A 13,258-nucleotide genomic window follows, 5' to 3' on the forward strand; every position below is an offset into this window, starting at 1 on the left:
GGGGGTGCCTGGAGGCCGCGTGGCCGTTAGCTTTCGCTGTCCACTCGCACCTCAATCAGGTGCCGTTCGGCGTCGAGCGACGGCACGTTCAGCCGGATGATCTGTTCCACGTGGGCAGCCGCCGGTAGACGCGCGATTTCGGCATCCGGCCGCACACCCTTCATCGCCCAGATCGCGCCCTGCTCCGCAACCAGATGACGGGCCAGTGTAACGAAATCCGCGAGTTCTGCGAATGCGCGCGAGACAATTACGTCGAACTTTGCCGGTACTTCGGCGCCAGGCTGCAGCGTCTCCACCCGGCCGGTCACGACCGACAGGTTCGCGAGACCCAGTTCGGCCTTTGCCTGCGCTTGAAATGCCGTCTTCTTATGAACGATGTCGTTCGTCGTGACGGTCCAATCGGGTAGCACGATCGCGAGCACGATGCCCGGCATGCCACCGCCCGAGCCCACGTCGAGCACTGACGACGGTCCGCGCGGCGCCAAATGCGGCACGATCGACAGCGAATCGAGGATGTGCTGAATCAGCATCTGCCGCGGATCGCGGATTGCCGTCAGGTTGTAGACGCTGTTCCACTTCGCGAGCAGCGCGACGTAATCGAGCAGCTTGCGCTGCTGCACGTCGCTGAGTTCGAGGCCAAGTTCACGGACACCGTCCGCGAGCAATGACGCCAAGGCCTGCTGGTCGATTCCGCTTTGCGCTGCCGTCATTGCACCACCGGCGCGCTGTCGGCGCCGGGCTCGGCAGGTTTCGACGGGCGACGCCCGAGGCCACGCTTCAGATGGACCATCAGCAGCGAGATCGCGGCAGGCGTGATGCCCGAAATACGCGACGCCTGGCCGATCGTTTCCGGCCGGAACTGCATCAGCTTCTGGCGGGCTTCGAACGACAGTCCACGCACCTCGGTGTAGTCCAGCCCTTCGGGCAGACGGGTGTTCTCTTGCGCCTCGTTGCGTTCGATCTCACCGGCCTGTCGGTCGATATAGCCTTGATATTTGACGCCGATTTCGATCTGCTCCTTAATCTGCGCGAGCAGCACGGTGTCTTCCGCTAGTGCTTCCGGCGCGCCACAAGCGCCATCGCGCAGCGCGCAGACGCCGTCGTAGCTGACACCCGGACGACGCAGCAGGTCCGCGAGACTGTATTCGTGGTCGATCGGCTTGCCGAGCAATGCGGTGGCTTGTTCCGCGGATAAGGTCTTAGGATTGACCCAAGTTGAACGCAAGCGCTGTGTTTCACGTGAAACAGCGTCACGCTTGCGACTGAAAGCGTCCCAGCGGGCGTCATCGACTACACCGAGCTCGCGCCCGATCTCCGTCAATCGCATGTCGGCATTGTCCTCGCGCAAGCTCAGACGGTACTCCGCACGGCTCGTGAACATCCGGTACGGCTCGGACACCCCGCGCGTGACCAGATCGTCGACGAGGACGCCGAGATAAGCCTGGTCGCGCCGCGGGCACCATGCTTCCTTGCCTTGCACGAACAGGCCGGCGTTGATGCCGGCCAGAACGCCCTGCGCTGCAGCCTCTTCATAGCCAGTCGTACCGTTGATCTGGCCCGCGAAGAAGAGCCCACTGATCACCTTGGTTTCCAGCGATGCCTTCAGCCCACGCGGATCGAAATAGTCGTACTCGATCGCATAGCCGGGCCGCAGGATATGGGCATGCTCCAGACCGCGCATCGATCGCACCAGCTCGAGCTGCACGTCGAACGGCAGGCTCGTCGAGATCCCGTTCGGATAGAACTCGTTAGTGGTCAGACCTTCCGGCTCGAGATAGATCTGATGCGATTCCTTCGACGCAAACCGGTGAATCTTGTCCTCGATCGACGGGCAATAGCGTGGCCCCACCCCCTCGATCACGCCCGTGTACATCGGTGAACGGTCGAGACCGCCGCGGATGATGTCGTGTGTCCGTTGATTCGTATGCGTGACCCAGCACGGCACCTGGCGCGGGTGCTGTTCGACGCGCCCGAGGAACGAGAACACCGGCACCGGGTCCAGATCGCCCGGCTGCTCTTCGAGTTGCGAATAGTCGATCGTGCGGCCGTCGATCCGCGGCGGCGTACCCGTCTTCAGGCGGCCCTGCGGCAGCTTCAGCTCTTTCAGCCGAGCCGACAGCGAGACCGCGGCGGGGTCACCGGCGCGGCCGCCGGTGTAGTTGTTCAAGCCCACATGAATCTTGCCGTCGAGGAAAGTGCCAGCCGTCAACACCACCGCGCGCGATCGGAAACGAATACCCACTTGCGTGACAGCGCCGACCACGCGGTCGCCCTCGACCATTAGATCGTCGACGGCCTGCTGAAACAGCCACAGATTCGGCTGGTTCTCCAGACGATGGCGGATCGCCGCCTTGTACAGGACGCGGTCGGCCTGAGCGCGCGTCGCGCGCACCGCCGGCCCTTTCGACGAATTCAGGATGCGGAACTGGATGCCGCTTTCGTCGGTGGCAGCCGCCATGGCGCCGCCGAGCGCATCGACCTCCTTGACCAGATGGCCTTTGCCGATGCCGCCAATCGACGGATTGCAGCTCATCTGACCAAGGGTTTCGATGTTATGGGTCAAAAGCAGCGTTCTATTGCCCATGCGCGCCGACGCCAAAGCGGCTTCGGTGCCGGCATGACCGCCGCCGACGACGATTACGTCAAATTCTGTGGGAAAAAGCATCGCGGGATCTCACGCCAGATCGTCGCGTGAGCCTTCAAAGGAAAATGTATGGCCGAATTATAACGGGTTAAGTTTCGGCCCGAATTTCGTCTGAATGGTGAAACAATAAAAAAACGGCGTGTTTCACGTGAAACACACCGCCTTCAAACACAGCGATCGCCGAAAAAAGCGCGCGTTTATGCGGCCTTTTTAGCCAGGCCGAGATAGGTTTCGATCACCCGAGGATTTTGCGCGAGGTCGCTCGCCGGCCCTTCCAGCGCCAGCTCACCGGTTTCCAGCACATAGCCGTAGTCCGAGATTTGCAATGCGGCGCGCGCATTTTGCTCGATCAGTAGCGTCGCGACGCCCGTCTGCCGCAACGCGTTGATGATGTGGAAGATTTCCTTCACGATCAGCGGCGCAAGACCGAGGCTCGGCTCGTCCAACATCAGCAGATCGGGCTTGCCCATCAGCGCGCGGCCGACCGCGAGCATTTGCCGTTCGCCGCCCGAAAGCGTGCCCGCCGCCTGCTTGCGCCGCTCCTTCAGCCGTGGGAACAGTTCGAACACCGGCTCCAGCTGATCGAGAAAGTTGCGCTCTCCTGCCCGCTTGCGTCGGTAAGCTCCAAGCAGCAGGTTGTCCTCGACGGTCATCGAAGCGAAAAGCTCGCGCTTCTCCGGCACCAAACACATACCCAGTGCGACCCGCTTTTCCACCGGCATCGCGCTGACGTCCTCTCCCTGATAGGAAACCGCGCCTTTCGCATGACCAGACGTCGGCAACGCGCCCATGATTGCATTCAGCAGCGTCGACTTCCCCGCGCCGTTCGGACCGATCACGGAGACGATCTGCCCCGCCCGCACCTTGATCGCCGCATTGTGCAGCGCCTCGACCTTGCCGTACCGGACCGACAGATGGTCCACTTCGAGAATCGGTCCCGCGGCCGCCACGCCGGTCGTTGTCATGTTGTCCATCATTCCACCCCACCCAGATACGCTTCGAGCACCGCCGGATCCTGCTGCACTTCCTGCGGCAGACCTTCAGCGATTCGCGTGCCGAACTCCATCACCACGAGCCGGTCCGTCAGATTCATCACAAAATCCATGTCGTGCTCGACGAGTAGCACGCTCATCCCTTCCGCCTTTAGCTTGCGCAGCAGATCGGCGAGCTGCAGCTTTTCCTGATAGCGCAGACCAGCTGCCGGTTCGTCGAGCAATAGCAGAGTCGGATCGCAGCATAACGCGCGCGCAATTTCGAGAATCCGCTGTTGACCGAGCGCCAGGCTGCCCGCTTCGTCATACATATGCTGTTCGAGGCCGACGCGGCGAATCTGCCGAGCGGCTTCGGCCATCAGCCGCGCCTCTTCCGAGCTGTTCAGCCGCACGACACTGCGCCACACACCTGCATGGCCTCGCAGATGCGCACCGATCGCGACGTTCTCGAGCACGGTCATGCCCGGCAACAGCTTTACGTGCTGGAAGGTCCGGCCGATGCCACGCTTGACGATTTCACGTGAACTCAGCGCATCGATGCGCTCGCCGCGGAACGTGATCTCGCCGCTCGTCGCCTGCAGCACGCCGGTCACCAGATTGAACGTGGTCGACTTACCCGCGCCATTCGGTCCGATTAGCCCGATGATCTGCCCCGCTTTGACTTCGAAGCTGACATCGTTCACGGCGACGAGGCCGCCGAACTGCTTGCGCGCCTTGTTCACCGTCAGCAGGTCTTCGCCGGCCTGCGGCTTGTTGCGCTGCGGCAGAGGGACCGCGTGGTCTGCGAGATGCGCCCGCGGGCCACGCGGAAAAAAGCGTGCGACGAACGGCCACACGCCCTGCCGCGCATACTGCAGCAGCAGCACCATGATGATGCCGAACACGATCACTTCGAAGTTGCCGTTCTCGCCGAGCAGTTTCGGCAGCAGCGTCTGTAGATAATCCTGCAGCACCGTGAGGATTGCCGCGCCAAGCACCGCGCCCCAGACGTGCGAGACACCGCCCACCACCGCCATGAACAGAAACTCGATGCCGTGATTCAGCCCGAACGGCGTCGGATTCACCGCGCGCTGCAAGTGCGCGTACAGAAAGCCCGATACCGACGCAAGCACCGCCGCATAGACGAAGATCACGACGCGCATCCAGCCGGTATTGACACCCATTGCCTCGGCCATCAGACCACCGCCGCGCAGCGCGCGAATTGCGCGACCCGGACGGCTATTAAGCAGATTCTGAACAGAAACGACCGAACCGAGCACGACCACCCAGACCAGGTAATAGATATGGCGGCCGGACTCGAGGTTGATCCCAAAAACATTCAACACCGGGATGCCGTTGATGCCGTCGTACTTGCCGAGCATCTCCAGATTGCCGAACAGGTAGAACAGCGCGAGCCCCCACGCAATCGTGCCGAGCGGCAGGAAGTGGCCGGACAGGCGCATCGTCACGAGACCGAGCATCAGCGCGACCAGCGCAGTCACGATCACGCCCGCAATCAGCGCGAGCCACGGCGACACACCGAAGTTCGTCGTCAGATACGCGGTTGCATAAGCGCCGATGCCGACGAACGCGGCCTGCCCGAAGCTCGTCATGCCGCCGATACCGGTCAGCAGCACGAGGCCGATCGCAACGATCGAATAGAGACCGATGTAGTTCAGCAGCGTGACCCAGTACTCCGGCACATGAATCGGTTGCGGCAGAACCGGCAAAGCGAACAGCACCACGAGGAACAACCAGAAGAACTTCTTTTGCATGATCCGTTTCATCGTGTCACTCCTCTTCCTCTTCGGCATGCGGGCTCGCAAGGCTGCGCCACAGCAGCACCGGGATGATTAGCGTGAACACGATCACTTCCTTATAAGCACTGGCCCAAAACGACGAATACGACTCCAGCAGACCGACGAGAATCGAGCCGGCCGCCGCGAGCGGATAGCTGACCAGACCGCCGATGATCGCGCCCACGAAGCCCTTCAAACCGATCAGGAAGCCCGAGTCGTAGTAGATCGTCGTGAGCGGCGCGACGAGGATGCCGCACAGTGCGCCGAGTCCTGCCGCCAGCGTGAACGCGAGGCGTCCCGCCTGCGTCGTGCCGATACCGACGAGGCGTGCGCCGAGCCGGTTCACCGACGTCGCACGCAACGCCTTGCCCGAGATCGAGCGATCGAAATACAGATACAGCGCACCGATCAGCACGATCGCGGTGCCGATCACCCACAGGCTCTGCCCGGAGATCGACAACGTGCCCACGTTGAACGTCGCATCGGAAAACGCGTTGGTGCGCGAGCCTTCGGCGCCGAACATCACGAGGCCGAGACCGACCATCGCGAAATGCACTGCCACCGCGACGATCAACAGCAGCAGCGTGGCCGCCTCCGCGATCGGCTCATAGGCAAGGCGATAAACGAACGGACCCATCGGGATCACGATCAGCAGCGTCAGCGCGATCTGCACGATCATCGGCAGCGGCTGCAGGAAGATGCCGCGCGTGAGCGCGTAGACCGCGATCGGAAACAGCAGGTACTTCCCTGCCAGCACAGGCAGCGTGCGCGCCGCATGACGACGCCGCTCAGCATGCCGCAATACGGCCACCGTCTCGACGACGAAGCATGCTGCGCCCATCGCCATCAACAGCCAGCAGGTGGCGGGAAACTTCTGCGTTTGCAGTGCGGCGAGCGTCAACGCGCCGTACGAAACGAACTCCCCTTGCGGGATGAAGATCACCCGCGTGACGGAGAACACCAGCACCAGCGCAAGCGCGAGCAGCGCGTAGATCGCGCCGGTCGTGATGCCGTCTTGCGCGAGGATCGCCGCAATTGATAGATCCATACTTCCTCGTCCTGAAGCGTCGAAATCGAAAAACCGGGAAACAGTCGTGACGGCGCGGCGCGTAGCCGGCCATCCATCTGCAATGTCTGAAAAGACAACCGCCGCGCCGTGACCCGGCGCGGCGGTCGATGCCATTGTCGTCGAACACAATGGCAATGCGGCGTCATGCACCGCATGATTGCGCGAGAGGCGCGTACCGCTAGTTGTTTTTGTAAATCGTCTCAGTCGTTCTGCAGCTTCCACTTGCCGTCGACGATCTGCACGATCACGCGCGCGCGCTGGTCGAGGCCGTTGTGGTCGTTCGCGGTGGTGTTCATGATGCCGTGCGACACCGGCAGCTCCTTGATGTTTTCGAGCGCGTTGCGCAGCGCCACGCGGAACTCGGGCGTACCCGGCTGTGCGGTCTTCAGCGCGACCGGAATCGCGGCCTGCAACATCTGGCCGGCATCCCATGCGTGACCGCCGAAGGTCGCGACCGAACCCACGCCATAAGCCTTCTCATAGGCGTTCTTATAGGCTTCCGACGACTTCTTCACCGGGTTCGAATCCGGCAATTGATCGACGACGAGAATCGGACCGGCCGGCAGCAGTTCGCCTTCGCAATCCTTGCCGCATACACGCAGGAAGTCGTTGTTCGCGACACCGTGCGTCTGGTAGATCTTGCCCTTGTAGCCACGCTCCTTCAGCGTCTTGGCCGGCAGCGCCGACGGCGTACCCGAGCCCGCGATCAGCACCGCGTCGGGATTCGCGCCCATCGTCTTCAGCACCTGGCCCGTCACCGAAGCGTCAGTGCGGTTAAAGCGCTCGTTCGACACGATCTTCAGGTTGTGCGCTTTCGCAACGGCCTCGAACGTCGAGTTCCAGCTGTCGCCATAGGCGTCCGAGAAACCGATGAAGCCGACCGTCTTCACGCCGTGGTGCTGCATGTAATCGGCGATTGCGTCGGCCATCAGGCTGTCGTTCTGAGGCGGCTTGAACGCCCATGCGCGCTTCGCATCCATCGGCTGAATGATCGCTGCCGACGCCGCGAGCGAGATCACCGGCGTCTTGCCCTCAGCGGCCGGATCGAGCATCGCGAGCGAATTCGGCGTGACGGTCGAGCCGATGATCGCGTCGACGTGGTCTTCGTCGATCAGCTTGCGCGTGTTCTGCACGGCCTTGCTGGTGTCCGACCCGTCGTCGAGGATGATGTATTGCACGCTCTTGCCGCCGATCTCCTTCGGCAACAACGCGATCGTGTTCTTCTCAGGAATTCCGAGCGACGCGGCCGGCCCCGTCGTCGACAACGTGACGCCGATCTTCACCTGCGCGAATGCCGCCCCCGCGCCGCACATCAGCGCCATCGCGATGCCGGTGCGTACCCAATGCCTTGTCTTTTTCATTGCGAGTCTCCAAACGCCTTCAAAAGCGCCTATCTATAAGCCGGCTTGCTGGGCCGGGTGTCTGAATCTAGTGAGCGAGTTCAGGTGTGCCAAGCATGGTTTTCCCTGCTCGGCGCGCATACCTTCCCCGCTTCGTCGGGTACACGCCGCGTTTCTTTGCCGCGGCTCCATTCCAACCAGACTTTCATAAACCACTAATATGTTAGTAGCTTGCGTTCTGCATTATCGACGGTCAAGAGAGCGTGCGCTAAATGCGGGTTTGTCCTGAAGCACCGAAACCACACTTTTAAGCGATGCGGACACCTCGCCCGGGTAACAAAAAAGACGCGTCAACTGCACGCGTCTTTTTCGATGAGGTCCCGTGGCGCAGAGCCTTCGCTCAGTCGCCGGCCAGCTTCCACTTGCCGTCGACGATCTGCACCATCACGCGCGCCCGCTGGTCGAGTCCCGCGTGGTCGTTCGCGCTCATGTTGAAGATGCCGTGTGACGCGGGTACATCTTTCGTGCCTTCGACTGCGGCACGCAGCGCGTCGCGGAATGCCGGCGTGCCCGGTTGTCCCTTCTTCAACGCGAGCGGTATTGCACGCTGCAGCAGCAGACCCGCGTCCCACGCATGACCACCGAACGTCGACACGGAACCCGCGCCGTACGCCGTTTCATACGCATGCTTGTACGCGAGCGCGCTTTTCTTCACCGGATTCGCCTCGGGCAATTGCTCGGCGACCAGCAGCGGGCCGGCGGGCAGCCACGTGCCTTCGCAATCCTTGCCGCACACGCGCAGGAAGTCGTTGTTCGCGACGCCGTGCGTCTGATAGTACTTGCCCTTGTAGCCGCGCTCCTTCAGCGTTTTCTGCGGCAATGCGGCCGACGTGCCCGCGCCGGCGATCAGCACCGCGTCCGGATTCTGCGACATCATCTTCAGCACCTGGCCCGTGACCGACGCGTCGTTGCGCGCGAAGCGCTCGTTCGCGACGATCCTGATCTTCGCGAGGTCAGCGGCCTTGCTGAATTCCTTGAACCAGCTCTCGCCGTACGCGTCGGAAAAGCCGATGAACGCGACCGTTTTCACGCCGTGATTGGCCATGTGCTGCGCGATCGCCGTGGCCATCAGAATGTCGTTTTGCGGTGTCTTGAAGACCCATGCGCGTTTCGCGTCCATCGGTTCGACGATGCCCGCAGCCGCGGCCAGCGAAATCATCGGCGTGGAGGTTTCGGCGGCAATGTCGATCATGGCGAGCGAATTTGGCACGACGGTCGAGCCGATCAATGCATCGACGTGGTCTTCGCTCGTGAGCTTGCGGGCGTTCTTGACCGCCTGGGTGGAATCGGTTGCGTCGTCGAGGACGATGTAGCCGATCTTCTGGCCCGCTACTTCTTTCGGCAGCAGCGCAATGGTGTTTTTTTCCGGAATACCGAGCGATGCGGCCGGCCCTGTTGCCGACACGGTGACGCCGATTTTCACGTCCGCGAATGCATGGCCGCTCCATGCAGCCGAAACCCCGGTGGCGACCAATGCCGCGCTGATCCAACGCAATGCCGACTTCATCCTGCTCCTCTATTAAATCCGTTGTTCAATTGCAATTAAATCCACGGATTTAATTGCCAACCCAGTGGTCGGTGAATAGCGAGTTTAGCGGACGCAAGTGCCGTGCTGCAAGCGTTTCGAAGGCTTGTAATGTTTAGCTGCAGCGGCTGCCGAGGAATAAAAAATGGCGCGCGAAATAAGCGGGAGATCGCATCAAGTAATTCGAAAAACACAAATGAAAAAGCGCTGTTGGATATCAATCCAACAGCGCTTTCTTCTGGGCACTTAGTGCCTCAATTGTCTCCTCGTTCTCCACCTGCAAATTCGTGGTGCATCAGAACTGGATGAAGATTAAACGACGACCCCAACAGTCACAACTAGCAATTACCCTAGTGGTGCACTGCGGCACCGGATTGGGGCGTGTTATGCCCATTTCATCACAAGGTTAGCCACAGTTTGGCCCACAGCCCTGATCCAGCGGACCTTCAGCACAAGCAGCAATTAGATCGGAGGTCGAAGCAATCACGTATCGCACTGCATCAAGCAGGCGCCCTCCCGAGCGGGATCAGGCAGCCAATCTCAAGCCCGCAACGGTCGCACCCGCGCAACGATCTCACCGACGATGCCGCGCCGGAACGCCAACACACACGCGATGAAAATCAGCCCCGTGACGATCGTCACCGATTCGCCGAGCGAGCGAAACCACTCGATGCCGGTCATCGACGCGAGCGCCGAGCCGATATCGCCGAGCCGGTCTTCGAGCGACACGATCAGTGCGGCGCCGAGCAGCGGCCCGAACAGCGTGCCCATGCCGCCCACCAGCGTCATCAGGATCACGAGGCCGGACATCGTCCAATAGGCATCGCTCAGCGTTTCGAAGCCTTGCACGAGCACCTTCAGCGAACCCGCGAGACCCGCGATGCCGGCCGACAGAATGAAGGCGAGCAGCTTGAAACGGTCTGTATCGTAGCCGAGCGACACCGCACGCGGCTCGTTTTCCTTGATCGCGACGAGCACCTGCCCGAACGGCGAATGCACGATCCGCACGATCAGCAGGAACGCCAGGACGATCACCGCGAGCACGACGAAATACAGCGCGACATCGGACGAAAGACTCAACAGGCCGAACAGCTTTCCGCGCGGCACGCCTTGCAGACCGTCTTCGCCGTGCGTGAATGGCGCTTGCAGGAACACGAAGTAGACCATCTGCGCGAGCGCGAGCGTCACCATCGCGAAGTAGATGCCTTGACGGCGAATCGCGAAGAAGCCAACGACGAGGCCAAGCAGCGTGGCCGCCGCAGTGCCGCTCAGCACGCCCACCTCAGGCGAAAAGCCGAGCGTCTGCATCGCATAGCCGGTCACGTAACCGGCCGACGCGAGAAACATCGCATGGCCGAAGGACAGCAAGCCCGTGTAGCCGATCAGCAGATTGAAGGCGGCCGCGAACAGCGCGAAGCACAGCACCTTCATCACGAAGAGCGGATAGATGCCGAGCACCGGCACCGCGAGCAGCACGATCAGCAGCAGACCGTAGAGCACTTTTCTCTGCATCATTTTTCCCTGCCGAAAAGACCCGCCGGACGCACGAGCAACACGAGCGCCATGATCACGAAGACGACGGTCGCCGACGCCTCGGGGTAGTACACACGCGTCAGTCCTTCGACTACGCCGAGCATCAGGCCGGTCAGAATCGAGCCCATGATCGAACCCATGCCGCCGATCACGACCACCGCGAACACCGTGATGATCATCGGCTGGCCCATCAGCGGCGAGACCTGAATCACCGGCGCGGCGAGCACGCCGGCAAACGCCGCGAGCGCGACGCCGAAGCCGTAGGTCAGCGTGATCATCAGCGGCACGTTGACGCCGAATGCCTCGACGAGCTTGGGGTTTTCGGTGCCCGCTCGCAGATACGCGCCAAGCCGTGTCTTCTCGATCACGAACCATGTCACGAAGCACACGATCAACGACGCGACGACCACCCACGCGCGATAGTTGGGCAGATACATGAAGCCGAGATTGGTCGCACCCGACAGCGCCGACGGCACGTCGTACGGCTGGCCCGACGAGCCGTAGATCGAATGGAACACGCCTTCGATCACGAGCGTGATGCCGAACGTCAGCAACAGGCCATACAGATGATCGAGCTTGTAAAGCCAGCGCAGCATCGAGCGCTCGATCGCGACGCCGACGAGTCCGACGATCAGCGGCGCGAGCACGAGCATCACCCAGTACGGCAGATTGAAATACGACAGCCCCATCCACGCGAGCATCGCGCCGAGCATGAACAGTGCGCCATGCGCGAAGTTGATCACGTTGAGCAGGCCGAAAATCACAGCCAGCCCGAGGCTCAGAATCGCGTAGAACGAGCCGTTCACGAGCCCGAGCAGAAGCTGGCTCAGCATCGCCGGCAGCGGAACGCCAAAGATGTCCATTGAAGCCCTTAGCCCTTCAAGCCATCGTCAAGGTGAGATAGGTAACGCACGATCCGGCCGGCACGCGACGTGCCGCGACGCTGCCCATCACGTGCGACATCTGAAACGGTTACCCGCCAGCGCGTACCCCTGCTGCGCCGGCGGTTCTCTCAGGTCGGCGCGGTCCCCGACCGCATCCCGCCTTCCCCCCCGTGCTTACTTCCACATCGCGCAGCGAGTCTGCGCCTTGGTCGTGAAGGCCTGATCGCCCGGAATCGTCGCCATGATCTTGTAGTAGTCCCACGGCTCCTTCGATTCGGCCGGCGTCTTCACCTGCATCAGGTACATGTCGTGGATCATGCTGCCGTCCTGACGGATGTAGCCCTTCGCGTAGAAGTCGTCGATCTTGGTCTTGCGCAGTTGCGCCATCACCTTGTCCGGATCGGTCGAGCCCACCGCCTGGACCGCCTTCAGATAGTTCATCGCCGCCGAGTAGTCGGCAGCCTGCAGGCTCGACGGCATCTTCTTCATCTTGTCGAAGTAGCGCTGCGACCACTTGCGCGTGTCGGCGTCCTTGTTCCAGTACCAGCTATCGGTCAACACGAGACCCTGCGTCGTGTCGAGACCGAGGCTGTGCACGTCGTTGATGAACATCAGCAGCGCAGCGAGCTTCGTCGTCTTGGTGATGCCGAATTCCTTCGCGGCCTTGATCGAGTTGATCGTGTCCCCGCCCGCATTCGCGAGGCCAAGGATCTGCGCCTTCGACGCCTGCGCCTGCAACAGGAACGACGAGAAGTCCGACGCCGACAGCGGATGACGCACTGAGCCGAGCACCTGACCGCCATTCGCCTTCACGACGTCCGAGGTCGCTTTTTCGAGCGCCTTCCCGAACGCGTAGTCGGCGGTCAGGAAGTACCACGTCTTGCCACCCTGCTTCGTAACCGCCGAGCCCGTGCCGTTTGCGAGCGCGGTGGTGTCGTATGCGTAGTGGATCGTGTACGGCGTGCATTGCTCGTTGGTCAGCGTATCGGCGCCCGCGCCGACGTTGATGTAGACCTTGTGCTTCTCGCCCGCGACGGTGTTCGTCGACAGAGCGGTCGCCGAGTTGGTGCCGCCGATCACCATGTCGACGCCATCGCGGTCGAACCATTCGCGAGCGCGCGACGCCGCGATGTCCGCCTTGTTCTGGTGATCCGCGTACAGCACCGTGATCGGCTTGCCGTTGACCTTGCCGCCGAAGTCGGCGACCGCCATCCGGATCGCTTCAAGACCGCCCTGCCCGTCGATATCCGCGTACAGTCCCGACAGATCCGTGATAAAGCCGATCTTCACGGCATCGTCGGCCGCTTGCGCGCTGCCCAGCGTCAGTGCGGCGCCGGCGGCGACCGCGAAGCAGAGTGAGGCAATTCGCGCGAGTGGGTTCTTTTTCATGCATGTCTCCTGGTTCTTCGCTTGTGGTTATCAGAGGCAGTCGG

Annotated in this window: 10 protein-coding genes; all 10 read right to left on the bottom strand. The window is 61.8% G+C overall.

Translation table 11 applies throughout. The features are described 5' to 3' along the window. Positions 1-26 precede the first annotated feature (26 nt). Positions 27-710, bottom strand: a complete 684-nt coding sequence (rsmG, locus tag AB4Y34_RS26020; RefSeq protein ID WP_368717644.1) for a 16S rRNA (guanine(527)-N(7))-methyltransferase RsmG — start codon at positions 708-710, stop codon at positions 27-29. Then, the gene (gene mnmG / locus AB4Y34_RS26025) at positions 707-2,665 is read right to left on the bottom strand and encodes a tRNA uridine-5-carboxymethylaminomethyl(34) synthesis enzyme MnmG (RefSeq protein ID WP_176380015.1); all 1,959 of its coding nucleotides are present in this window, start codon (positions 2,663-2,665) and stop codon (positions 707-709) included. Before mnmG ends, rsmG begins: the two co-directional genes overlap by 4 nt. A gap of 176 nt (positions 2,666-2,841) precedes the next feature. Further along, a complete protein-coding gene (locus AB4Y34_RS26030; RefSeq protein ID WP_368717645.1) occupies positions 2,842-3,618 on the bottom strand; it encodes an ABC transporter ATP-binding protein in 777 nt (258 codons plus the stop codon). Next, on the bottom strand, positions 3,618-5,402 hold the full coding sequence (locus AB4Y34_RS26035) for an ATP-binding cassette domain-containing protein (RefSeq protein ID WP_368717646.1): 1,785 nt from the start codon (positions 5,400-5,402) through the stop codon (positions 3,618-3,620). The genes AB4Y34_RS26030 and AB4Y34_RS26035 overlap by 1 nt, the downstream gene beginning before the upstream one ends. 4 nt (positions 5,403-5,406) lie before the next feature. Then, positions 5,407-6,462 (bottom strand): branched-chain amino acid ABC transporter permease, encoded by a 1,056-nt coding sequence (locus tag AB4Y34_RS26040; RefSeq protein WP_368717647.1) that lies wholly within the window; start codon positions 6,460-6,462, stop codon positions 5,407-5,409. Between the two features lie 221 nt (positions 6,463-6,683). Beyond that, positions 6,684-7,844, bottom strand: coding sequence for an ABC transporter substrate-binding protein (locus AB4Y34_RS26045; RefSeq protein WP_176380012.1), 1,161 nt, complete (start codon positions 7,842-7,844; stop codon positions 6,684-6,686). Positions 7,845-8,223: 379 nt separating this feature from the next. Beyond that, positions 8,224-9,390: an ABC transporter substrate-binding protein gene (locus AB4Y34_RS26050; protein WP_368717648.1), complete on the bottom strand. Its 1,167-nt coding sequence runs from the start codon at positions 9,388-9,390 to the stop codon at positions 8,224-8,226. 558 nt (positions 9,391-9,948) lie between these two features. Beyond that, on the bottom strand, positions 9,949-10,920 hold the full coding sequence (locus AB4Y34_RS26055) for a branched-chain amino acid ABC transporter permease (protein WP_176110669.1): 972 nt from the start codon (positions 10,918-10,920) through the stop codon (positions 9,949-9,951). Next, complete coding sequence (locus AB4Y34_RS26060; protein ID WP_176109917.1) at positions 10,920-11,804, bottom strand: branched-chain amino acid ABC transporter permease; 885 nt, start codon at positions 11,802-11,804, stop codon at positions 10,920-10,922. Before AB4Y34_RS26060 ends, AB4Y34_RS26055 begins: the two co-directional genes overlap by 1 nt. 195 nt (positions 11,805-11,999) lie before the next feature. Next, the gene (locus tag AB4Y34_RS26065; RefSeq protein WP_368717649.1) at positions 12,000-13,214 is read right to left on the bottom strand and encodes an ABC transporter substrate-binding protein; all 1,215 of its coding nucleotides are present in this window, start codon (positions 13,212-13,214) and stop codon (positions 12,000-12,002) included. Positions 13,215-13,258: the final 44 nt, after the last annotated feature.

This window comes from Paraburkholderia sp. BR10954, assembly GCF_040965775.1.
GTDB classification, from domain to species: domain Bacteria; phylum Pseudomonadota; class Gammaproteobacteria; order Burkholderiales; family Burkholderiaceae; genus Paraburkholderia; species Paraburkholderia youngii.